The organism is Sphingomonas yabuuchiae (assembly GCF_001477495.1).
Taxonomy (GTDB): domain Bacteria; phylum Pseudomonadota; class Alphaproteobacteria; order Sphingomonadales; family Sphingomonadaceae; genus Sphingomonas; species Sphingomonas yabuuchiae_A.
The window spans coordinates 1-23,373 of record NZ_LDTF01000024.1 but is presented as its reverse complement, the minus strand read 5'-3'; the positions used below and the strand labels follow the sequence as shown (position 1 = coordinate 23,373).

Sequence of the window (23,373 nt, the reverse complement as noted above, 5' to 3'; positions counted from 1 at the left end):
TCCTCCCCGGCACGGGGAGGGGGACCGCCGCGAAGCGGTGGTGGAGGGGGACCGCCACATAAGACGCCCTTGGCTGAAGCCCCCTCCGTCAGCCCGGCGGGCTGCCACCTCCCCGTACCGGGGAGGATCTTTTACGCTTCGTCGCCCATGCGGAGCGCGGCGATGAAGGCTTCCTGCGGGATGCTGACCGAGCCATACTCGCGCATCTTTGCCTTACCCTTTTTCTGCTTTTCCAGCAGCTTACGCTTACGTGTTGCGTCGCCGCCATAGCATTTGGCAGTCACGTCCTTGCGCATCGCGCTGATCGTCTCGCGCGCGATCACCTTGCCGCCGATCGCCGCCTGGATCGGAATCTTGAACAGGTGGCGTGGGATCAGTTCCTTCAGCCGCTCGCACATACCGCGCCCGCGCGTTTCGGCGGTGCCACGGTGGACGATCATCGACAGCGCGTCGACCGGCTCTTCATTGACCAGGATCGACATCTTGACGAGGTCGCCCTCGCGATAGCCGATCTGGTGATAGTCGAAGCTGGCATAGCCCTTCGACAGCGACTTCAGCCGGTCGTAGAAATCGAACACGACTTCGTTGAGCGGCAGCTCATAGGTCGCCTGCGCACGGCCGCCGACATAGGTCAGGTTCTTCTGGATACCGCGACGGTCCTGGCACAGCTTCAGGATCGACCCCAGATATTCGTCGGGGACGTAAATAGTCGCCTCGATCCACGGCTCGCTGATCGACGCGATCTTGTTGGGATCGGGCATGTCGGCCGGATTGTGTAGATCGAGCTGCCCGCCATCATGGCTCAGCTCGATCTGATAGACCACCGACGGAGCGGTGGTGATCAGGTCGAGATCGTACTCGCGGGTCAGCCGCTCCTGGATGATCTCCAGATGCAGCAGGCCCAGGAAGCCGCAACGGAAGCCGAAGCCGAGCGCGGCCGAGGTTTCCATCTCGAAGCTGAACGAGGCGTCGTTCAGCCGCAGCTTGGAGATGCTCTCGCGCAGCTTCTCGAAGTCGTTGGCATCGACCGGGAACAGGCCGCAGAACACGACCGGCTGGACTTCCTTGAAGCCCGGCAGCGCCTGCTCGGTCGGCTTCTTGGCGTCGGTCAGCGTGTCGCCGACGCGCGCCTGCGCCACATCCTTGATCTGCGCGGTGATGAAACCGATCTCGCCCACACCCAGTTCGGTCAGTTGCTCGATCTTGGGGCGGAAACAGCCGACGCGGTCGATCAGATGCGTGGTGCCCGCCTGCATGAACTTGATCTGCTGCCCCTTTTTCAGGGTGCCTTCCATCACGCGGACCAGGATGACGACACCCAGATAGGGGTCGTACCAGCTGTCGACCAGCATCGCCTTGAGCGGCGCGGTCGCGTCGCCCTTGGGCGCGGGAATGTTCTTGACGATCGCTTCCAGGATGTCGCCGATGCCGATGCCCGACTTGGCGCTGGCCAGCACCGCGCCCGAGGCGTCGATGCCGATCACGTCCTCGATCTCGGCGCGGACCTTTTCGGGTTCGGCGGCGGGAAGGTCGATCTTGTTGATGACGGGCACGATCTCATGGTCATGCTCGATCGACTGATAGACATTGGCCAGCGTCTGCGCCTCGACGCCCTGTGCGGCGTCGACGACCAGCAGCGCGCCTTCGCAGGCGGCCAGCGACCGGCTGACCTCATAGGCGAAGTCGACATGGCCCGGCGTATCCATCAGGTTCAACGTATAGGTTTCGCCATCCTGCGCCTTGTACGCCAGGCGCACGGTCTGCGCCTTGATGGTGATGCCACGTTCCTTCTCGATCTCCATGTTATCGAGAACCTGCTCGCTCATCTCACGGTCGGTCAGGCCGCCGGTGAACTGGATCAGGCGATCGGCGAGCGTCGACTTGCCATGGTCGATATGCGCGATGATGGAGAAGTTGCGGATCTTGTCGAGCGGCGTGGACACGGGGGGAAGGGTTTCCTGAAAAGCTATTCGATCACGCCACTAGCAAAGATGCGGGCGGATGCCAAAGTGCTCTAGCGCGGCGATGCAATTTGCATAGCGGCTTTCGCCCTGCCCCTCGATCAACGCATAGCGAACGCCGCGTCGATCCAGCTCGGCCCGCGACAGGTCGAAGAAGCGCTGCCGCGCCGCCCGCGTGCCGAACAAACGGGTGCCGTCCTCTATCCAGGGCAGGTCGGGCGCGAAGAGGAGATAGAAGTCGGACAGCCGGTTCCACCGGGCGAACCACGGGTCGCGCGTCCCGAACAACATGTCGGCCCAGACGGCGGTCATCAGCGGATCGGTATCGGTGACGACCGGCCAGGGACCGTCCGCCATCGCCCGCGCCAGCATCGCATCATGCCCCTGCCCGATCGCCACCAGATCGGCCATGATGAAGTCCGTGCCATGCGCTTCGGCATAGTCGCGGCCATATTCGGGCAGATATTGCCCGCCCAGCACCTTGGCCAAGCGCGGTCCGACGGTCGATTTCCCGCTACTCTCCGGCCCGTGGAGACAGATGCTCGTCACGCCTGCCCCCGCCATTCGCGATAGCCCCACAGGCTCAACCCCAGGAAGATGACATAGAGGATCGCGGTCAGGGTCAGCCCCTTGACCGCATAGAGCGCGATGGAGGAGAGATCGACGACGATCCAGAGCAGCCAGTTCTCCAGCCGCCGCCGCGCGAGCAGGATTTGCGCAGCGACGCTGGCGACCGCATTGGCCGCATCCCAGAACGGCATGGCCGCATCGGTCCAGTGCGCCATCACCGCGCCCCAGACGAGCGAGGCGACCGCGATCCCCGCCAGCCATCCGCCGCGTTCAGGCACGGACAGCCTCTCGACCGTCACCTCGCCCGCCTGCGCGACGCTTCGCCGCCAGACGATCCAGCCATAGAGGTTGAGCGCAAAGAAGAAGAGCTGCAGCGCGGCGTCGCTGTACAAACGCTCGCGCCAGAACAGCAGCGCGTAGAGCGACACCATCACCAGCGCTACGGGATAGTTCCACAGGCTGCGCCGAACGACCAGCGTGACGTTCGCGACTCCCAGGATGAAGGCGATGGATTCGAGCCAGATCATGCCATCCGGCCGAGCCGGGGCGCCCTATCCGGGGCGGTTCGCTATCGATGGCATGGACCGCGTCAGGCGGTGAAATGGTCGGGGAGAGAGGATTCGAACCTCCGGCCCCTGCCTCCCGAAGGCAGTGCTCTACCAGGCTGAGCTACTCCCCGACTAGAGAGTACGGACCGCTTTCGAAGCCTTTCGGGAAGGCCGATCCGTGCTGGAGGCGCGCCAATAGCCAGCGGCTCGGATGGGTGCAAGAGGTTTTTTATCCGTCGCCCGATTTATTACAGATTTCGCCCCAGCCGCCCCGCCAGATCGACGATATATTGCCATGCCACGCGCCCCGAACGGCTGCCCCGGCGGGTGGCCCAATTGACCGCCTCATGCCCGTCGAACGGCAGGTCATGGCGTGTCGCATAGGCACGCACGATCGCCAGATACCCATCCTGGTCGAGCGCGTGGAAGCCCAGGCTCAGCCCGAAACGGTCGGCCAGCGCCAATTGGTCGTCGACCACGTCGCGCGGGTTGATCGCGCTGTCCTGCTCGCTCAGGTCGCGGGGCAGCAGATGGCGGCGATTGGCGGTGACAAGCAGTCGGACATGCGCAGGCCGCGCCTCCGCCCCGCCGTCCAGCAGCGAACGCAGCTTGCGCGCCTCGCCCGCTTCGTCGAAGCCCAGATCGTCGATGAAGACGGCAAAGGCGCGGTCGACTCCCTCCAGCATCGCGAACAGGTCTGGCAGGCTGTCCAGCGTATCGACCGACACCAGGGCCAGCCGCCCCGGACGGTCCGCCTGGACGGCGGCGACGCCCGCCTTGACCAGCGCCGACTTGCCGGTGCCGCGCGCGCCCCAAAGCAGCACGTCCTGTGCCGCATGCCCGTCCGCCAGACGGAGCAGATTGGCGAGCAGGGCCTCGCGCTGCTGGTGCAACCCCTGCAATACGTCGAGCGGCACCGGCGCGAAACCGCGCGCCGCGTGCAATGCCCCGCCCCGCCAGATATAGGCCGGATGCACCAGCGGATCGGCCGACGGCGCGGGCGGCGGGGCCAGACGTTCGAGAGCGGCGGCAATACGTTCCAGGGCGGGATTGGCGAGATCGGTCATGGCGCCGCTGGTACGGCACCCCTCCCCTCCTGCCAAGCGCGCGGCGTCAAAGCTGGGCGCGGTGCGCCAGGATCGTGGGATCGCCCGGTGCCAGGGCCAGCGCCTTGTCGAACAGCTGTCGCGCGCCCTCGGGCTCACCCGCCACGGCCAGCGCGCGGCCATAGGCATCCGCCACCCCCGCATTCATCGGCGCCAATCGATAGGCCGCCGCCGCGTATCGCCGCGCGACCACCCCGTCCCCCGCCTCGGCATAGGCAATGGCGAGGTCGTGGAGCAGCGCTACGTCACGCAGACCCAGTTGGATTCGCAGTCCCTCCAGTGTCTCGATCGCGTTATCCCATCGCCCGGCGGTCATCTGCCACTGGGCGAGCAGGCGGCGTGCGGGCACGCTCTGCGGATTTTGCGAAAGATACAGGCCCAGGCTGACCGCCGCGTCACGGGCGCGCCCGGTCCGCTGATAGCCGTCGACCAGCCGCAACATGGTCGGTGCGTCGAAGGTCAGGTCCGCCGCCCTGGCATAAGGACCAAGCGCGGCGGCATTCTGTCCGGCGGTGGCCAGCGCATCGCCATAAGCCAGCTGCGCGGCCGGCGCGCCGGGGCTCGCCCGGACCAGCGACTGCGCGACCCGGATCGCCCCCGCACGATCGCCTTGGCTCGCCAGCCCCCGGATGAGGCCCAGGGCGTAGGTCGGATCTGTCGGAGACCCGGCCGCCGCCATCTTGAGTTCATCAACCGCACGGTCCGGGCGGAAGATCGCGGCATCGCCCCGCTGCCCGGAAGCGGCTCGATCGGCCAGCACCAACGCACTTTCGGGATCGGCCATCATGCCGAGCCGCAGCGCATACCCATCCGCATCGGCCCGCGTCAGGATCGGGCGCAGCGTCGCCAGGGCGGCGGAGCGATCTCCCACACCGAGCTGCGCCGCCGCCAGCAGTTCGCGTGCGGCTACGTTCATCGGCTGCATCGTCACCAGCCGTGTCCAGGCACGTACCGCGCGCTGCGGCCGCCCCTGCGCATAGGCGATTGCGCCCTCCAGCATCGCCGTACCGGGCCGCATCCGCAGCGCGCCGCCGGTGAGCTGGAGCAATTGCTGCGCCAGCGCATAACGCCCCGCCCGCGCGGCGATGACCGCCTGCAGATAAAAGGCGTCGGGATTGCCGGGCTGCGACACGAGCGCGGATCGGGTCGCCGCCAGTGCATCGCTCGCCCGCCCCAGATCTCCGAGCGTCGCGGCATATTGGGTCAACGCCCGCAAATGATAGGCATCGTGCGCCAAGGCCGCCTGGAACCAGGGCAGCCCCGCCGCCAGCCCATAGCGGGCGCGCAGCACCTCGCCCTGCAGGGTCAATGCGTCGGGATCGGCCGGAGCCAGTGCGGCCGCTCGTGCCGCCGCCTGCGATGCGTCGTCCATATCGCCCGCACCGAAGCGGCTGCGCCCCAGATCGGTCCAGATGCGCGCGTCATGGGGATAGAGGGTAACGAGGCCCTGTAGAGCCTGTCGCAGCGGAACGCCGCCATCCTCCTGCGCCGCCACCTGCGCGGCGATCCGCGCCATCGCCGCGTCGCGCTCGGCAGGCATATGGTCGACCGCATCCCGCGCACCCGCCAGATCGCCTTGGAGAAACCGCGCTTCGGCCCGCGCCGCCAATGTCTGTGCCAGCGGCGCGCCGTCCTTCAGCGCCCGGTCGAGCGCGGCGTCCGCCGTCACGCCCTCACCCAGCAAAAGGCTGGTCCGAGCCAGCATCATCTGCGCCGCCTGCGACCTGGGCGCCGCTTCAGCCGCCTGCCGAGCCTGGTCATGCGCCGCGTGGAAATTGCCCGCTTCCAGCGCCGCCGTGGCACGCCGCAGCGCCTGGGCCGGGTCGACCGGGGGCTTGCCGGTATAGACGAGCGCCAGCAACCCCGCCACGGCCAGGCCGATGACACCCAGCACGGCCAGGATACGAAGACGCCGCTGGATCGAGCGCCGCCGCCAGATGCGTCGTTTCCGCCGCATCATCGGATAGGGATGCGACCGCCGCCGGTCACGCCCCCTCGGTAGCGCCCTCCTGTCTTCGCTCACGGTCAGCGCGCACCCGATGGCCAGAGGATCACCCGCAACGTCTGGAGCAGGATCAGCGCATCGAGAAACGGCGAATAGTTCTTGGCGTAATACAGGTCATATTCCAGCTTGTGCCGCGCATCGTCGATCGACGCGCCATAGGGATAGTTCAGCTGGGCCCAGCCGGTGATTCCCGGCTTCACCATATGACGTTCCGCATAGAAGGGAATTTGCTGCTCCAATTGCTCGACGAATTGCGGCCGCTCCGGGCGCGGGCCGACGAAGCTCATTTCGCCCATCAGGACCGACCAAATCTGGGGCAGTTCGTCGATCCGCACCTTGCGGATGAAGCGCCCGACACGAGTGATACGCGGATCGTCCTTCTCCGCCCAGACCGCTTGCCCGGCCAATTCGGCATCCTGTCGCATCGAACGCAGCTTCGGGATGTCGAAGGGCTGGTTGAACAGGCCGACGCGCCGCTGCCGATACAAGGCGGGTCCGCGCGATTCCAGCCGGATCAGGATGGCCGTGACCAGAATCACCGGCACCGCGAAGACCAGCAGGATCAGGCTGACCGAAATGTCGAAAGCGCGCTTGGCCATGGCCGACCACATCCGGCCTGACGCAAAGCCATCGGAGAAGATCAGCCAGCTGTGACTGACGGAAGCCAAATCGATACGGCCGGTCTGCTGTTCCAAAAAGGTCGAAATTTCGGACACATGGACGCCGGTCGTACGAACGCGCAGCAAGTCCTGATAGGGAAGCGCGCCGCGTCGTTCCTGAAGCGCCAGCACCACTTCACCCGCTTCGCGTTCGAGCACGAAGGCGGACAGGCTCGGGATGGCCGAACGCGGCACGGCGTGCGGGACCGCATCCTCCTCGGGGCGCATCGCGATTGCGCCTGCGATCACGAAATTCGAGCCCGGCTGATCCGCCAGTTCGGCGATTTGCGCCGCCCGCGCGCCTGCACCGATCAGGACCACCCGCCGCTTGAATCGATCGCCCCCCAGATATCGTCCCAATATTCCGCGCACGACGACCAGCAGCACGGATGCGAAGATCATCGAATAGAACAGGCTGGACCGCCAATAGCTGACAGTGGGGAAGAAGAAGAAGATCAGCGAGAGGAAGATCACGCCCAGCGAGATCGCCACCATCAGTCGCGCCGCCGCGAACCGCAGCGACAGGAACGACGCCGCCGTATAAGCACCGACAGCGAGCAGCGAAATCTGAAGCGGGACCGCGAAGCTGAGCACCTGCGGCAGCCGTTCGGCAAAGCTGCCGACCGGATAGTCGATCTGATGCGCGCGCAGCGCCCAGCCCAGCTCCGCCGCGACGATCAGCAGCAGGAAGTCGACCAGGCCGAGCAGCAGGGCCACATGGGGGACATAATGTTTGAACAGACGGATCATCTAACGGACCGACTTCCCCGACACGCGCCCTAAGCCCCACTTTGGGGCGACTTTCCATATTTTTGCAGATAATGACAAACGAACCGTGAAGATATGCGTTATGCAAGCGTTACAACCGATCTCGCGACCACGTCATTCCCGAGTGGCGCGGACAATCCAGAGGGGCATTCATGCATAATCCGATCGTGCCGGTCATCCTTTCCGGTGGCTCCGGCACACGCCTGTGGCCGATGTCCAAGCCGGAAATGCCGAAGCAGTTGCTGCCGCTGACGTCCGATGAGACGATGCTGCAGCTCACTGCGCAGCGCACCAATTCCCATGACTTCGCCTCCCCCATCGTCGTCGCCGGACAGCGCCACGCCGATATCGTCGAAGCACAGTTGACGGAAGCCGGCACCCCGCCCCAGGCCCTGATCCTGGAGCCCGTGGCGCGCAACACCGCCCCCGCGATCGCGCTGGCCGCCCTTGCCGCCAAGCCGGAAGACGTGCTGCTCGTCATGCCGTCGGATCATGTCATCGCCGATCTCGACGCCTTCCACGCCGCCATCCGCTCCGCTCTGCCGATGGTGTCGCAGGGCTGGCTCGCCACCTTCGGCATCGCCGCCGACAAGCCCGAGACCGGCTATGGCTGGATCCAGGTCGGTCGCGAGATCGCGCCGGGCGTGCATCAGGTCGCCCGCTTCGTCGAAAAGCCCCGGCTGGAGCGGGCAGAGGCCATGCTGGCGCGCGGCGACTATGCCTGGAACGGCGGCATATTCCTGTTCCGCGCCGACCGGTTCCTCGAGGAACTGGGGCAGCACGCGCCAGAAATGCTGGTCGCGGCCGAAAAGGCGATGCGCGCCGCCAGCCATGAGGGCAAGCGCATCTGCCCGAACGAAGCCGAATTCGCCGCCTGTCCGTCGGACTCGATCGACTATGCCGTGATGGAGCGCGCGGACCGTGTCGCGGTCGTGCCCGTCGCCATGGGCTGGAACGATGTCGGCAGCTGGGATGCGCTGCACGCGATCAGCGAGCTGGACGGGTTCGGCAACGCGCATCGCGGCGAGGTGCTGGCGATCGACACCAAGAACTGCCTGATCCGCACCGACCGGGTCCGGGTGGCCGCGGTCGATGTGCAGGACCTGATCGTCGTGGCCAGCGGCGACGATATCCTGATCCTGCCGCGCGGCCGTAGCCAGGACGTGAAGAAGCTGATCGAAGCGATGAAGCGCTGATCCCGTCGGCCGGGCTGCCCCCCACCGGCAGCCCGGTCATCCGGTGACGGAAAGAATCTCGTCGATGGTCGTCGCGGTCACGCCATGTCTGGCCAGCCGCTCGAAGACCTTATCCCACCACCGATCGAACATCGCCCGGTCGCGGGCATCGCGGACATAGGGCGTATGCCCCGGCTCCAGCGTCGGCGAGTGGAAGGAAAAGGTCAGCAGCCGCACATCATCGTCCAGCGCTCGGTCGATCCCCGCCAGCGCGTCTGTTATGCCCACCCCCTCGGGCGTCAGGGGAATCCGGTTCAGCAGCCCGGCCCGCGCCAAAATGCCATGCCCGCGCGGCCAGCGCCCCGCCCGGCGGTACAGCCCCGCTCCGCCCCGCCGGAGCAATCCGGTATAGACGCTGGTCAAAGGCAGTTCGACCATCCCCTCGCGGCGGAAAGCGTGCGCGTCGATGGCACTGAAATCCATCCCGCCGCCCGGGCGATAATCATGGCTGGCTCGCATCGAGCTGTCGATCCGATAACCCCGGGAAGCCAGCAACGATAGCGAGGCCGGACCCAGGCCATAACGGCCGGACCGGAAGAAGCGGGGCCGCGCGCCGAAGGCGTCGGCAAGCGTGTCCGTCTGCGTGTCGAGCTTGGCGGCCTCCCATTCGATCGGCAGATTGCCCACATGGCTGGTAAAGGGATCGACGACCTCGTGATAAGGCGGCGTTACCCAGCCATGGAGCTGCGCCCCGATCTCGGAACGGCCATCGGCCAGACATTCGGACAATATGTCGACGGCGGCGGGGTCCACCGCGACCGGATAGTCCACCATGCAGGCTAGGCCGACCCCGGCCTCGGCAAAGCGGCGATGCGCCGGACCAAAAGCCCGCATGGCCTTGGTCGAGCGATGACGCCGGTCGAGCGGCGCGGTCCAGTCGAACTCTTCCTCGACATCGACCGTGACCAGGAACCGCCGCCCAAAGGCTTCGGGCCAGACGATCCGCTCGGCGGCGGAGGCAGCCTCATGGCGCCGGGGGCGAGCGGCGCTGGGCATGATCAGGCGCTTGACGCCTGCCCTGCGCGCCGATCCTCCCCGATGGGCAGGGCCAGGACGACCCGGTGCAGACCAATGGTCAGGCCACCGCCCATCTCGGCCCCCAGCTTGTCGATCAGGCGCAGCGAGAAGCCCGTGCCCAGCAGGGGCGCGCCGTCCCGCTGTTCTTCATCCCCCGCCTCGCTGAGCAGCGCGGCATCCGCCTCGACGGTCAGCGCAAGCGGGCGATCGATCCGCAGCGCCGCCATGCCCTGATCGATCGACAGGCTGGCCGACAGACGCTCGCCGACGACGCAATTGGACAGGAGCACCGAGAACAGACGCGTCAGCAGCCGCTCGCAGGCCCGGTCATCGGCGAGTGCCGAAAGGTTCGCCGATGACGAATCGAAACGGATTTCGGCCCGGCGCAGCTCGGCCAGCGGACCCAGTTCGGCCAACACCCGCTGGATCAGCGGCGCAAGCGGAACGATCGTCGGCCGCAGCTCCAGCACATGCCCCTCGATCCGTGCGGCGGTGTCGAGATCCTCGACCGAGGCGAGCAGATCGGCGGCCATAGCGCGGATCGCGCTGGCCCGGTCGCGATAGACGGGCGCCACCGGCCCCAGCAATTCGCTTTCGATCAGCTCGGCAAAGCCCGCAACCGCATTGGCAGGCGTGCGGAGCTCGTGAACCAGCTGGCGCAGCGAATCGGACGAGGACGTCTCGGGCGCCGCCTCGACCACATTGGCCATTTCGTCGCGGCGAGGACGACGACCGCTGCCGCGATAACCGGCATAGCGGCCCGATGCGGGATCGAAAAAGGGCATGGCGGATACCCGCCACGATCCCGCCGCCGCCGAACTGCCGCCGATCTCCAGCCGCGCGTCGCGGAAACCGGACCGGCGGCGAAAGGCCCCCATCGCCACGCCGTCGAACTGCGCCAGCCCCTGCATCGCAGTCTCGGAAATGCTGACGCCGACCAGCGGCCCGCGCGTGACGCCCTCGACGCCCAGAATCAGGCCATTGGCGTCCGTCTCGAAATCGAAATGGGCGGGTCCGGCGTCGTTTCGCGTCGCGCCGGTCACTTCCTCGCGTCGCTGGTTGAAGGCGTCGATGCGCGCGACGAGGTCGGCGATCTCGTAGCGGGGCGGTGCGGCGGTTGACGGGGCGTGGCGCATCGCCTCGGCCATGAAGGGCAGGCTGCGCGCCACTTGCCCCAAAGCGACGAACGGTGTCGCCGCCTGGGTCGGCAGCGGGTCGAGCAGAATCGACACCGGCGCGGCTTGGGGTTCATCGACGGGCTTCGCGACCATCACCGGCTCTTCGCGCACGGGCGCAGTCCGGACCGGCTCGACCAGAGGTTCGGATACGGCTTCCAGCGGAACGGCGGCGGCTTGCGCTGCTGGCTGGGCCGCGCTGGCGATATGCGGCAGGACGAAATCGACCGGACCGAAACTTTCCAGCCCGCGAATCACCGTATCGGACAGATCGCGACGGTGCCGGAGGACCGAGCGCGTGCGCGGGTTCAACGCGGGGAGGATGGCCAGCCAGTCCTCATCCGCCAGTTGCACGCCGCGCAGCACGGTTGCGGCGACGGGCAACGTATCCTGGGCGAAGAAGGACACCAGCGTGATGGGCGGGCGGCTGGTGCTCAACATGCGCGCGCTGGCGATGCGCACGCCTTCGGCCACCTTGTCGCGCAATTCGGCGAGCCGCTCCAGCATCGGCGGATCGGCGGGCACGCGCCCACGGCTCATCAGGTCTATCAGCTGCCGCCAGGCAGTCTGCGCGCCGAAAGGCGTCGCAGTGTCGGCCGATAAAATCGTCGCCAGACTATCGTCGAACCGCACTGAGCTCCCTTCACGCGTGGCCGGTCGGCCGTCATGCCGCTTCTATAATGCCCTTATCCTTCCAACTCGTAACCTGCAAATATCCTTATTGGTGCCGTTGCAATGCCCGAGAATTACGGTAGTGCGTAATTTTCTTATAGTACGCCGTCAAAGAGCATAGGGATTCGGCAGTTTATGTGGAGTATCGTGTAATGGCGCTCGATCGCATCGATCGGCAGATCCTGGCGCTGTTGCAGGCCGATGGCCGTATGACCAATGTGGAGCTGGCCGAACGCGTCGGATTGACCGCGCCGCCCTGCCTGCGTCGCGTCCGCGCCCTGGAGGAAGCCGGAGCCATTCGCGGCTATCACGCCGACCTCGACGCCGCACGCCTGGGCTTCCCGATAACCGTTTTCGCCATGGTGTCGCTGCGCAGCCAGGCCGAACATGACCTGGCCGCCTTCGAGGCACATGTCGCGGGCATCCCCGAGGTACGCGAATGCCATATGTTGAACGGCGAGATCGACTTCATCCTGAAGATCGTCGCGTCGGACCTGAAGAGCTTCCAGGAAATCCTGACAGGCCACCTGACGCCCGCACCGAACGTCGCCAGCGTCAAGACGTCACTGACCATCCGCACGGCCAAGCAGGTTTCGGGGATTCCGATCGAAGCCGATTGATCCGGTTTCGGAGGCGATAAAAAAGGCCGGTTCTCCGTTCGGGAGGACCGGCCTTTTTTTGTTGGGCGTTTTTTCGCGGCCTTCGACTTCGCTCAGGCTGAACGGAGTTAGGGGCTGGCGGAGGACGCAAGCCCGCCGGCATAACTCGACAGCCGGTCAGCCTGAGCGAGGTCAAAGGCCACGCCCAACGCTTAGCCAAGCAGGACGGAAAAAGGCCCGCGCCGTTCCCGACGCGGGCCCAATTCCTTACGCCTGGGTCGAGAGCCAGGTGTTCCAGAAGCTTGCCAGATCGGCACGCGGAGCGCCCTTGACGGTGTCGAAGGCGGCCTTCGCGCCCGCCTTGTCGCCGCTGGCGGCCAGCGCGATGCCGAGGCGGGTGTTCACCTCATTGGCGTCGACGCCACCCTTTTGCAGTGCCAGACGATACAGCTCGGCCGCCTTGGCGTAATTGCCCTGGCCATAATAGGCCTCGGCGGTCAGCGCGGCGAGCTTGCCGTCGGCGGCCGACTTGGCGCGTGCCTCGGTCGGAGCGAGCGAACCCTCCTGGCGATTCTTGGTCTCGGCGGCGGTCAGCATCGCCTTGGCGGTGGCATTACCGGCCGGAATCTTGCCGGTCGCCATGCCTTCCTTCAGCACGGTCGCGGCTTCGGCGGGCAGGCCCTTGTCCGTCGCATACTGCGCATATTCCATATAGTCGTTCTGGTCGGCCAGCGACTTGGAAGCGCGCATCAGGCGGAACAGGTCGAGCTTCTGGTTCTTGTCCAGCGTCGCCAGCGAACCCTGCTGCAGGCCATAGATGACCAGCGCGTTGCGCCAGTTCTGCGGGGTCGGATAGGCGGCGATCCACTTGCGCATCCAGCTCAGCGTCTCAGGAACCTGCTTCGCCTTGTTGGCACGACCGATGGCGAACTTATAATAGTCCTCCGGCGCCTTCTGGCCCGAGGCGTTCATCTGGTCGATCACCGACGACAGCTCGGCGTTGCCGCCCGCCACGTCGCCCGTCTCGAACTTCGCCTTGACGATCAGCATCGGCAGGTTGGGATCGTTATAGCCCAGCTGCTTGGCCTGCTGGAAATATTGCAGCGCGATCGGATACTGCTTGCCGTTGAAAGCCAGCGCACCGCGACGATAGACGTAGCGCGGCTTGTCGGCCGCCGGGGTCGACGGGCTGTTAATCAGCGCATCGAGCGGCTTGGCGAGCACCGCCTCGTCGATCGGCGCGTTCGGATTGGCCTGCTGGGCGGCGAACAGCTTGCCCGATTCGAGCTCGTAGCGCATCGCCGCGGCGATGTACTTGTCGTCCTCGGTCTTGGCAGCGGCCTCGACCGCGGCGACCAACGGCTCGGCTGCGGCATAATTCTTCTGCTGCAGCACCGGCTGGGCGGCCTGGGCCGCCTTCAGCGCCTCGGGGCTCAGCTTCAGGCCACCGGCCGCTTCTTCCTTCTTCTTCTGCGCAGACAGCGGCGCGGTCAGCACGACGCTGCCCATGCCCGTCGCGAGCGCGGCCGCCAGCGCGAGCTTCGGTAGGATTTTCATGCGAATTCTCTCCAAGAATACAGCCGGTCGGTCCGGGATCGTCGATGGCAGGCTTGATAGGGACAGCGCGCGTCCCGTTCAAGCAGAGCGGTTGATGGATGTCCCCACTATCCAACAACCGCTGAACGCGGATTGAACGCGAACGCTCCCGGCGCTAGCCCGCGCGGCATGATCGCCGTCATCTCCCCCGCCAAGACGCTCGACTATCAGAGCCCCCTGCCCGACCTCGCGCCGACCGCGCCCCATTTCGCCGAAGAGGCGCAGACGCTGGCCAAGGCGGCCTCCGGGCTGGGCGAGGAGAAGCTCGCCTCGCTGATGCGCATTTCGCCGGCGCTGGCGCAGTTGAACGCCGAACGCTTCCGCGATTTCGCCACCGCGCCGGAGCGGCCCGCGATGTTCGCTTTCGCGGGCGACGTCTATACCGGGCTGGAGGCCAAGTCGCTCGACATACCTGCCGTGCTGTTCGCACAGGATCATTTGCGGATGCTCTCGGGCCTGTACGGCCTGCTCCGCCCGCTTGATGCGATGCGCCCCTATCGCTTGGAGATGGGCACGCGCTGGGCTCCCAATAAAGGTGGATCGGGCGGCGGCAAGCTGACCGACTGGTGGGGCGACCGCATCGCCCATCGGCTGACCCAGCAGGTCGAGGCGGAGGGTTCCGGCACCATCCTGAACCTCGCCAGCCAGGAATATTGGCACGCGGTCGAGGGCAAGCTGCCCGCCGCCATCCAAGTCATTGCGGTCGATTTCCGCGAAGGCGACCGCTTCGTCAGCTTCCACGCAAAGAAGGCACGGGGCGCAATGGCCCGCTGGATGATCGAGCATCACGTCACCGATACCGATGCCATGCGCGGGTTCGATAGCGATGGTTATGCGTTCGATGCCGAGGCAAGCACGCCGACCCTATGGAGATTCGTGCGATGAGCGAGTGGAAGCAGGCGATCGTCATCGGAGCCTCGGGCGGGATCGGCCGGGCGATGGCCGATGCGCTGGAGGAAGAATGCGTCACCGTCACGCGCCTGGCGCGGTCGATGCCGGGTGACGGCCATATCGATATCGAGGACGAGGCCAGCATCGCCGCTGCCGCCGAGCGGATCGCCAAGGGCCCCGCCCCCGATCTGGTGATCGTCGCCACCGGCCTGCTCCATGATGGCGAGCGGGGACCCGAAAAGGCGCTCGACCAGCTTTCGTCCGAATGGCTGGCGCGCAACTTCGCGGTGAACGCGATCGGCCCGGCGCTGGTCGCCAAGCATCTGCTGCCGCTGATGCCGCGCACCGGCAAAACGCTGTTCGCGGTGCTGTCGGCGCGGGTCGGGTCGATCTCCGACAATCGCATGGGCGGCTGGTACGGTTATCGTGCGTCGAAGGCGGCACTCAACCAGTTCGTCCGGACGCTGGCGATCGAGCATAAGCGACGCAACGACCGCTCGGTCGTCGTCGCGTTGCACCCCGGCACAGTCGACACTGCCCTGTCTAAGCCGTTCCAGGGCAATGTCCGCCCGGGAGGCCTGTTCGCGCCCGATCGTGCGGCGGTCCAGTTGCTCGACGTGATCGACGGGCTGAAGGCACCCGACAGCGGCAAGCTGTTCGATTGGGAGGGCAAAGAGGTCCAGCCCTGACGGTGGCGCTTCCCCATTTGACGTCCCTAGCGGCACGCCCCCTCCACCATGCTTTGCATGGTCCCCCTCCCCGTACCGGGGAGGATCACAAGGCACTGATTATCATTCAGATTACAACATCGTAACATTTGCGACATCCGGCTGAAACCGCAGCCTGTGCATAAAGACCGGGCTGGCCGCCGTTTACTCCCGTCGGCGGCCAGCGCCTCCAAAGTCCCGCGAACCTGCTGCCTCGGGGGGGAGCATATTCCGCCGGGCCTGCCCCCGCCGCCCCGTTCCGTGCCGCCACCGTTCCTCCCAGACGGGTGCGCGCGATTGGGCCGCGCGGGGGTGGTCAGGCGGCTCACGCTCGGCTAGTACCTTTGGTTCCCATCTGACCATCAAGCCGGAAAGCAACAGACTTTGGCCGACGAGACGACCCTCGCGGAACCTTCCGATATTTCGACGATCTCCATCGTCGACGAGATGAAGTCGAGCTATCTCGACTATGCGATGAGCGTGATCGTGGCGCGTGCGCTGCCCGATGTCCGTGACGGCCTGAAGCCCGTCCATCGCCGTATCCTCTATTCGGCCGCCGAAAGCGGCTTCGTCGCGGGCAAGCCGTATCGCAAGTCGGCGCGCATCGTCGGCGACGTGATGGGTAAATACCACCCGCACGGCGACAGCGCGATCTACGACGCGCTGGCCCGCATGGCGCAGGACTGGTCGATGCGCGTGCCGCTGATCGACGGTCAGGGCAATTTCGGCTCGATGGACCCCGATCCGCCCGCCGCGATGCGTTACACGGAAGCGCGCCTGGCGAAGGTCGCCAACTCGCTGCTCGACGATCTCGACAAGGACACGGTCGACTTCCAGCCCAATTATGACGGCTCGGAGCGCGAACCCTCGGTCCTGCCCGCCCAGTACCCGAACCTGCTGGTCAATGGTGCTGGCGGTATCGCGGTCGGCATGGCGACCAACATCCCGCCGCACAATCTGGGCGAGGTGGTCAACGCCTGTCTCGCCTATATGGAAAACGGCGCGATCACGGTCGAGGAACTGAACGAGATCGTCCCCGCCCCCGACTTCCCCACCGGCGCGCTGATCCTGGGTCGCTCGGGCGCGCGCTCGGCGTACCAGACCGGGCGCGGTTCGATCATCGTACGTTCGCGCCACGAGATCGAGGAGATGCGCGGCGACCGCCGGGCGATCGTCCTCACCGAAATCCCCTATCAGCAGGGCAAGAACGCGCTGGTCGAGAAGATCGCCGAGGCCGCCAAGGAAAAGCGGATCGAGGGGATCAGCGACATTCGCGACGAGTCGAACCGCGAAGGCGTTCGTATCGTCATCGACCTGAAGCGCGACGCGACTCCCGAGGTCGTGCTGAACCAGCTGTGGCGGCATACCCCGGCGCAGACCAGCTTCCCGGCCAACATGCTCGCCATTCGCGGCGGTCGCCCCGAGCTGCTGAACCTGCGCGACATCATCCAGGCCTTCGTCCAGTTTCGCGAGCAGGTCATCACCCGCCGCTCGAAGTTCGAACTGGCCAAGGCGCGCGAGCGGGCACACATTTTGCTGGGCCTCGTCATCGCGGTGACGAACCTGGACGAGGTGGTGCGGATCATCCGGGGTTCGGCCTCGCCGGTCGCCGCGCGCGAAGCCTTGCTCGCCCGCGAATGGCCGATCGCCGAGATCGCCCAGTATATTCGATTGGTCGAAGCGGTCGAGCATGAGGGCTTCGGCGACACCTATCGCCTGTCGGAGACGCAGGTCCGCGCGATCCTCGACCTGCGCCTGCACCGTCTGACCGCACTTGGTCGCGACGAGATCGGCGACGAGTTGAAGGGGCTGGCGGACTCGATCACCGAGCTGCTCGAAATCCTCGCCAACCGCGTGAAGCTCTATGAGGTCATGCGCGGCGAGCTGGTGGCGATCCGTGACCAGTTCGCGACGCCGCGCCGTTCGGAAATCGCCGCCGCCGCCGATGGCATCGACGACGAGGACCTGATCGAGCGCGAGGACATGGTCGTCACCGTGACCATGCAGGGCTATATCAAGCGCACCCCGCTCGATGCCTTCCGCGCGCAGAACCGGGGCGGCAAGGGCCGCTCGGGCATGGCGACCAAGGACGAGGACGTCGTCACCGAACTGTTCGTGACCAGCACGCACACGCCGGTCCTGTTCTTCTCGAACCATGGCAAGGTCTATCGCTATAAGGTCTGGCGCCTCCCCGAGGGCGGCCCGGCGACGCGCGGTCGGCCGATGGTCAACCTGCTGCCGCTGGCACCGGGCGAGGTCATCTCGACTGTGCTGCCGCTGCCGGAGGACGAGGCGGAGTGGGGCAAGCTCCACGTCATGTTCGCCACCGCCAAGGGCGCGGTACGCCGCAACTCGATGGATGCGTTCACCAACGTGCCCTCGAACGGCAAGATCGCGATGCGCTTCGACGATGAGAGCGAGGATCGCCTGATCGGCGTCGCGCTCCTCGGCGCGGAGGACGACGTGTTGCTCGCCACCCGTTGCGGCCGGGCGATCCGCTTTGCCGCCGACGATGTGCGCGAATTCCAGAGCCGCACCTCGACCGGCGTGCGCGGCATCACGCTGAAGGACGGGGACGAGGTCATCTCGCTGTCGGTCCTGCACCGGGTCGGCACCACCCAGGAAGAGCGCGAGGCCTATCTCCGCTTCGCCCCCTGGAAGGGCGAGAAGGAAGGCGAGCCCGAGCTGTCGGTCGAACGCTATGACGAGCTGCGCAATTGCGAGCAGTTCATCCTGACCGTCTGCGCCAATGGTTACGGCAAGCTGTCGTCGGCCTATGAATATCGCCGCACGGGTCGCGGTGGTCAGGGCATCACCAATATCGACAATATCGCCCGCAATGGCGATGTCGTCGCCAGCTTCCCGGCGGCCAAGGGGCATCAGCTGATGCTCGTGACCGACCAGGCCAAGCTGATCCGCATGTCGCTGGCGAGCTTGCGCGTCATCGGGCGCGGCTCGGCGGGTCTGCGGCTCTTCAACGTCGCACCGGGCGAGCATGTCGTCTCGGCCGCGCGCATCGAGGAGACCGAGGAGGATGCCGAAATGAACCTGGCCGACGGTACCCCCGAGATCGCGCCCGAGCCGGATGCGGTCGTCGGCGAGAACCTGGCCGCCGGACCGGAGGACGGCGAGTGAGCCATCCCACCACCGCCTATAAGGTGCTGACCGCCGATCAGATGGCGGTGTTGGAGCAGGAAGGCGTCTTTGCGGGCGCCCCGGTGGATCTGGCCGATGGCTATATCCACCTCTCCACCGCCGCCCAGCTGGCCGAGACGGTGGACAAGCACTTTGCCGGACAGAGCGAGTTGCATATCGCGGCAGTCGATCTGGAGGCGATGGGCGAGGCGGTGAAGTGGGAGGAGAGCCGTGGCGGCCAGCTCTTCCCGCATCTCTATGCCGATCTGCCGCTGGCGGCGGTGATCGCCTATGGCCCGATGAAGCGGGATGACGACGGAATGGTCCGTCTGCCGGTGGCGGGCTAATCCCCCCACCGGCAGAGGCCGATTCCGTTTCGTCATCGAAACGTAACAAATCCATCACATCGCGTTTACGGTCCTGTCGTACGGCAGGCCGTGATGAAGCCGCCTGCCTTCTCTTCCTGGTCCGCAACTATGGAAAGCCCGGTCATCGCGGCGGATGCATCGCTGATCGACGCCATCGCACTGTTTCGGCAAAGCCCGGACATGCGGCTGCTGCCGGTCCTGGATGCCGAAAAACGGCCGGTCGGGGCGATCATCGAACGCGATGTGAAGGGGTTGCTCTATAACCCGTTCGGCCATGCGCTGCTTCACAATCCCGATTTCGGCGCCAGCCTGACCGCCTATGTCCGCTCGCATCCCAGTTGTGAGGAGGACGCGCCACTGGCCGAAAAGCTGGCGCTTCATGCCGATTGGGGCGCCCCGGATGCGCTGATCCTGACGCGCCGGGGCGTGTTCGTCGGACTGCTCGACGCCGCCCGTATCGCCCGGCTCGTCGCCGACGCACAGATGGCGCTGGCGCAGGAGCGTATGACGCGCGCGGGCCGGATCGATAAGGCCGCGCGGTCCTTCACCGCCGACATCGCCATCCTGTCCGAAGAACTGCTGCGCGCCACCGCCGATATGGGCGGCATGGCCAGCACGCTTGCCCGCTATGCCGGAGAGACGCAGGGCAGCGCGGATCGCATGACCGAGGCGATGGCCGATACCGGCCACGCGCTGAGCGACATCGCCGCGCGCGGTCATGGCCTGGCCACCGCCTTCGCCGCCATTACCCGTGATATGGACCAGTCGCGAACCATCCGCGAAGTCGTCCGCCATCGCATCGCCGCCACCGACGAGCGGGCGGATGCACTGACGGCGAGCGCGACGACGATCGACGCTTTGCTGTCGCTGATCGAAACCGTCGCGGCGCGGACCAATCTGCTCGCGTTGAACGCCGCGATCGAGGCGGCGCGCGCGGGCGAGGCCGGGCGCGGCTTTGCCGTCGTCGCGCATGAGGTCAAGGCGCTGGCCGGGCAGACCCGCGAGGCCGCACGCGACGCCGCCCGCAATATCGGCGAGGTAACCGCCAACCTCCACGCGCTCATTGCCGAGCAGGCGCAGCTCAACCGTGCGGTCGATACGATCGGCACGCTCTCGCAATCGATCGACGAGGCGGTGGCGGCACAGGGCCTCGCCACGAACGGCATCGCCGCCAGTGTCGACCAGTCGGTCGCCTCGGCCCACCAGGTCGGCCAACAGGTCCATCAGTTACAGCAGGACGCGAACCGGATCGATCAGGACGCCGGATCGCTGCTGACCCTGGCGCAGGCACTGGAAAGGAATATCGGGATGCTGCGCGACCGAACCGATGCCTTCGTCGCATCCATTCTGTAACGGATCAGACGTAGAGGTCGACGGCCGTCACCCCCTGCCCTACCGCTTCCAGCAGGAGCGTCCGGTGGCAGTGGCAGGGATCGCGCTCGAAACACAGTAGCGCGCTGGGCTTCTCGCCCGCCAGATCGAGCATCCGTGCGGCGGCCGCCTGCGCTTCGGGCAGGGCCAACTGGTCATCATAGACCTCACGCAGTGTGCCGACATCGCCCTTCTTCGCGGCATCACGCCCACGCTTGGGCGTGCCGAGATCCTTGAGATGGACATAGTCGATCCCGACTTCCTTCAAGGCGGCGGCCAGCGGCGATTTGGAAAAGCCCGGCCGCCGTGACAACGGCAGCGCACGGACGTCGATCAGCCGCTCGACCCCGGCCATTTTCAGCGTCGCAAGGAAGCCGTCGACGGTCGCGCCCTCGTAACCGATGGTGAAGATGGTGGTCATATCACCGACTTGGGGTGCCGGGTCCGACACGCCAAGTCCTTCCAACCGGGGCCGTCCGGGTTTAAGGCGACGCGATGACCTATGACATTCATGTGATCGGCGGCGGGCTGGCCGGCTCGGAAGCCGCGTGGCAGCTGGCCGAGGCGGGGCTGAAGGTGCGCCTGTCCGAAATGCGCGGCGGGGCGGACACCACGCCCGCCCATCATGGCGGCGACCTGGCGGAGCTGGTCTGCTCCAACTCCTTCCGTTCGGATGACGCAACCTCCAACGCCGTCGGCCTGCTGCATCAGGAGATGCGCGCGCTCGGCTCGATCATCATGGCCAAGGGCGATGTCCATGCGGTGCCCGCCGGCTCCGCACTGGCGGTGGACCGCGACGGCTTTTCGGGCGGCGTGACGGCGGCGCTGGAGGCGCATCCCAACATCACCATCGTGCGCGAACGCATCGACGCCCTGCCGGATGGCCCTGCGATCATCGCGACCGGCCCGTTGACCGCGCCGTCGCTGGCGGGCGGGATCGGCGAGGCGACAGGTGCGGAAGCGCTGGCGTTCTTCGATGCGATCGCGCCCATCGTCCATCGCGAGTCGATCGACATGGACGTCGCCTGGTTCCAGAGCCGCTGGAACAAGGGCACGGGCAAGGATTACATCAACTGCCCGATGGACAAGGAGCAATATTACGCCTTCCATCAGGCGCTGCTCGACGGCGAAAAGACCGAGTTCCGCGAGTGGGAAAAGGACACACCCTATTTCGACGGCTGTATGCCGGTCGAGGTGATGGCCGAGCGCGGAGTCGAGACGCTGCGCTTCGGGCCGATGAAGGGCGTCGGCCTCGACGATCCGCGGACCGGGCGCTGGCCCTATGCCGTCGTCCAGCTGCGCCAGGACAATGCGGCGGGCACGCTGTGGAATATCGTCGGTTTCCAGACCAAGCTGAAATATGCCGAGCAGATCCGCATCTTCCGCACCATTCCGGGCCTGGAAAAGGCGGAGTTCGCGCGGCTCGGTGGTCTGCATCGCAACACCTTCATTCGCTCGCCCGAACTGCTTGACGCGACGCTGCGGCTGAAGTCGCGACCCAACCTGCGCTTCGCGGGCCAGATCACGGGGTGCGAGGGCTATATCGAGAGTGCGGCCATCGGCCTGCTCGCCGGGCGTTTCGCGGCGGCCGAACTGACCGGCAAGACCATCGCGCCGCCGCCCGTCGAGACGGCGTTGGGCGCGCTGCTGGGTCACATCACTGGCCTCGCCGAGGCGGAGACCTATCAGCCGATGAACGTCAATTTCGGCCTGTTCCCGCCCATTCCCGGCCGGACCAAGAAGGCCGACCGCAAGCGGATGTATACCGATCGCGCGCGGGAAGCGCTGCCCGGCTGGCTCAATTCTCTTCCGCCGGGCCCGCCTCCTGTGCCTCAACCGGTGCCGTTCGTACCGGAGGACAGTCCCGCCGAACAGCCGGTCGACGCTTGACCGCGGTGGTGGCGAATTCGGCCGCGTTCATCGCGCCGGATTTGTCGCGGTCGGCGGTGGCGAACTTGGTCGTGGCCTTGATCGCCCATTCGTCGAACGACAGCTTGCCGTCGCCATCGCGGTCCAGCTTGGCGTAAGCCTTGCGCCGGGCGGCGAGATATTCCTCGCGGGTGATCGTGCCGTCGCGATCCTTGTCGTAGCGGTCGAAGCGCTTCTGCTCGCGGGTGCGGGCGGAGGCTTCGGGCAAGGGCGCGTCATCCTCGGTGGTTTGCGGGGAATCCGCCGTCGCGGCGCTGGCGGCGGGAAGCGGGGATGGTGTGTCGGGTCGGCTGCCCCATAGGAACAGCCCTGCCCCCACCAGCACGAGCGTGCCCAACCCACCGGCCAGATAGCGCCACATCGGTCCCGTCTCCCCCGTTCGACGGGGTCATGGTTAACCAGGGTTAGGCCTCGGCGACAAGACGATTCCCTTGGCCGTCGCCCCTGCTCGTACCCCGGCGAAGGCCGGGGTCCAGTCTCTACTCGGGCTATGAGGCGCCACGGACGGGCGAGGGAGGCAATGCCTCGCATTCTTGGTTGCAGTGCAACTGGACCCCGGCCTTCGACGGGGTACGGCTTTACCTTGAGGCGCAGTGGGTCAGCGTCCCGTCAGGCCGTGCCAAGCCAACCGCGCGGCACGTAGTGGATGACCCGGCAGGCGATCCGGATGACGCAGACTTTCTCGGGCCAAAACGCCCAAGCCGCTCAATCCCCGCGTCCCCCGCACTCTTTTCGATGACAGCCCGGTATCCAACGCGCCCAACGCCTGTGCACCGATCCGCTCCGCCACCGTCTTGTCGCCGATATGCCTCGCCAGATCGGCCATGGCCCAGGCGATCCCGAGGGGCTCCCAATCCGCACCGCCCAGCAAATGCCCAATGGAGGCGAACAATACCCCGCCCCGTGCCCTCGCGTGGAGAGCGATACGTCCGTCATCCAGCGGCTCGCCGTCATCGAGCAGCGCTTCCCACCCCTCGATCATCGGCGCCAGCTCCGCGCCCCGCACCCCACTGGGCAGGACCGATTCCGCCAGCCGCTGCAACACCGGATGCGCAGGCGCT

20 protein-coding genes and 1 tRNA gene are annotated in these 23,373 nt (G+C 66.4%); 8 read left to right on the top strand and 13 right to left on the bottom strand.

Features of this window, described 5'->3' with window-relative positions; genetic code table 11:
- Positions 1-131 precede the first annotated feature (131 nt).
- From lepA to NS355_RS06470, 7 genes are all read right to left on the bottom strand, one after another.
- A complete protein-coding gene (gene lepA / locus NS355_RS06500; RefSeq protein ID WP_058744964.1) occupies positions 132-1,943 on the bottom strand; it encodes a translation elongation factor 4 in 1,812 nt (603 codons plus the stop codon).
- 39 nt (positions 1,944-1,982) lie between these two features.
- Positions 1,983-2,510, bottom strand: coding sequence for an AAA family ATPase (locus NS355_RS06495; RefSeq protein ID WP_244489578.1), 528 nt, complete (start codon positions 2,508-2,510; stop codon positions 1,983-1,985).
- On the bottom strand, positions 2,507-3,058 hold the full coding sequence (pnuC, locus tag NS355_RS06490; protein WP_058744962.1) for a nicotinamide riboside transporter PnuC: 552 nt from the start codon (positions 3,056-3,058) through the stop codon (positions 2,507-2,509). Before pnuC ends, NS355_RS06495 begins: the two co-directional genes overlap by 4 nt.
- 75 nt (positions 3,059-3,133) lie before the next feature.
- Positions 3,134-3,210: transfer RNA gene (locus NS355_RS06485), tRNA-Pro, on the bottom strand.
- A 117-nt stretch (positions 3,211-3,327) separates the two neighbouring features.
- Positions 3,328-4,146: a DUF815 domain-containing protein gene (locus NS355_RS06480; protein ID WP_058744961.1), complete on the bottom strand. Its 819-nt coding sequence runs from the start codon at positions 4,144-4,146 to the stop codon at positions 3,328-3,330.
- 46 nt (positions 4,147-4,192) lie between these two features.
- Positions 4,193-6,145, bottom strand: coding sequence for a tetratricopeptide repeat protein (locus tag NS355_RS06475; RefSeq protein WP_058744960.1), 1,953 nt, complete (start codon positions 6,143-6,145; stop codon positions 4,193-4,195).
- A gap of 65 nt (positions 6,146-6,210) precedes the next feature.
- Positions 6,211-7,599 (bottom strand): TIGR03013 family XrtA/PEP-CTERM system glycosyltransferase, encoded by a 1,389-nt coding sequence (locus NS355_RS06470; protein WP_058744959.1) that lies wholly within the window; start codon positions 7,597-7,599, stop codon positions 6,211-6,213.
- Positions 7,600-7,769: 170 nt separating this feature from the next.
- Here NS355_RS06470 and NS355_RS06465 point away from each other — a divergent pair, with 170 nt between their 5' ends.
- On the top strand, positions 7,770-8,813 hold the full coding sequence (locus NS355_RS06465) for a mannose-1-phosphate guanylyltransferase/mannose-6-phosphate isomerase (RefSeq protein ID WP_084787602.1): 1,044 nt from the start codon (positions 7,770-7,772) through the stop codon (positions 8,811-8,813).
- Between the two features lie 36 nt (positions 8,814-8,849).
- Here the strand turns inward: NS355_RS06465 and NS355_RS06460 are convergent, their stop codons facing one another.
- A complete protein-coding gene (locus tag NS355_RS06460; protein ID WP_058744958.1) occupies positions 8,850-9,848 on the bottom strand; it encodes a polysaccharide deacetylase family protein in 999 nt (332 codons plus the stop codon).
- A 2-nt stretch (positions 9,849-9,850) separates the two neighbouring features.
- Positions 9,851-11,677, bottom strand: a complete 1,827-nt coding sequence (locus tag NS355_RS06455) for a sensor histidine kinase (RefSeq protein WP_058744957.1) — start codon at positions 11,675-11,677, stop codon at positions 9,851-9,853.
- Positions 11,678-11,868: 191 nt separating this feature from the next.
- On the opposite strand from NS355_RS06455, the gene NS355_RS06450 reads away from it, so the two are divergent.
- Positions 11,869-12,336, top strand: coding sequence for an Lrp/AsnC family transcriptional regulator (locus tag NS355_RS06450; RefSeq protein WP_042487895.1), 468 nt, complete (start codon positions 11,869-11,871; stop codon positions 12,334-12,336).
- Positions 12,337-12,582: 246 nt separating this feature from the next.
- Here the strand turns inward: NS355_RS06450 and NS355_RS06445 are convergent, their stop codons facing one another.
- Positions 12,583-13,872, bottom strand: a complete 1,290-nt coding sequence (locus NS355_RS06445) for a hypothetical protein (protein WP_058744956.1) — start codon at positions 13,870-13,872, stop codon at positions 12,583-12,585.
- A gap of 168 nt (positions 13,873-14,040) precedes the next feature.
- Between NS355_RS06445 and NS355_RS06440 the strand changes: the two genes are divergently transcribed.
- The 5 genes from NS355_RS06440 to NS355_RS06420 all read left to right on the top strand — a co-directional run bounded on the left by NS355_RS06440 (position 14,041) and on the right by NS355_RS06420 (position 20,365).
- Positions 14,041-14,796, top strand: coding sequence for a YaaA family protein (locus NS355_RS06440; RefSeq protein ID WP_058744955.1), 756 nt, complete (start codon positions 14,041-14,043; stop codon positions 14,794-14,796).
- Positions 14,793-15,491, top strand: coding sequence for an SDR family NAD(P)-dependent oxidoreductase (locus NS355_RS06435; RefSeq protein ID WP_058744966.1), 699 nt, complete (start codon positions 14,793-14,795; stop codon positions 15,489-15,491). The genes NS355_RS06440 and NS355_RS06435 overlap by 4 nt, the downstream gene beginning before the upstream one ends.
- 402 nt (positions 15,492-15,893) lie before the next feature.
- Complete coding sequence (gene gyrA / locus NS355_RS06430) at positions 15,894-18,644, top strand: DNA gyrase subunit A (RefSeq protein WP_058744954.1); 2,751 nt, start codon at positions 15,894-15,896, stop codon at positions 18,642-18,644.
- Positions 18,645-18,685: 41 nt separating this feature from the next.
- On the top strand, positions 18,686-18,991 hold the full coding sequence (locus tag NS355_RS06425) for a DUF952 domain-containing protein (protein ID WP_058744965.1): 306 nt from the start codon (positions 18,686-18,688) through the stop codon (positions 18,989-18,991).
- Positions 18,992-19,084: 93 nt separating this feature from the next.
- A complete protein-coding gene (locus tag NS355_RS06420) occupies positions 19,085-20,365 on the top strand; it encodes a methyl-accepting chemotaxis protein (protein WP_084787598.1) in 1,281 nt (426 codons plus the stop codon).
- Between the two features lie 4 nt (positions 20,366-20,369).
- On the opposite strand, the gene NS355_RS06415 is transcribed toward NS355_RS06420, so the two are convergent.
- Positions 20,370-20,804, bottom strand: coding sequence for a DUF488 family protein (locus tag NS355_RS06415; RefSeq protein WP_058744952.1), 435 nt, complete (start codon positions 20,802-20,804; stop codon positions 20,370-20,372).
- A gap of 74 nt (positions 20,805-20,878) precedes the next feature.
- Between NS355_RS06415 and trmFO the strand changes: the two genes are divergently transcribed.
- The gene (trmFO, locus tag NS355_RS06410; RefSeq protein WP_058716242.1) at positions 20,879-22,273 is read left to right on the top strand and encodes a methylenetetrahydrofolate--tRNA-(uracil(54)-C(5))-methyltransferase (FADH(2)-oxidizing) TrmFO; all 1,395 of its coding nucleotides are present in this window, start codon (positions 20,879-20,881) and stop codon (positions 22,271-22,273) included.
- Here trmFO and NS355_RS06405 read toward each other — a convergent pair.
- On the bottom strand, positions 22,182-22,673 hold the full coding sequence (locus NS355_RS06405; protein ID WP_058744951.1) for an EF-hand domain-containing protein: 492 nt from the start codon (positions 22,671-22,673) through the stop codon (positions 22,182-22,184). The two genes, trmFO and NS355_RS06405, sit on opposite strands and share 92 nt — an antisense overlap.
- A gap of 237 nt (positions 22,674-22,910) precedes the next feature.
- Positions 22,911-23,373, bottom strand: a 463-nt coding sequence (locus NS355_RS18940) for a hypothetical protein (RefSeq protein WP_058744950.1), incomplete at its 5' end; no start/stop codon positions are given.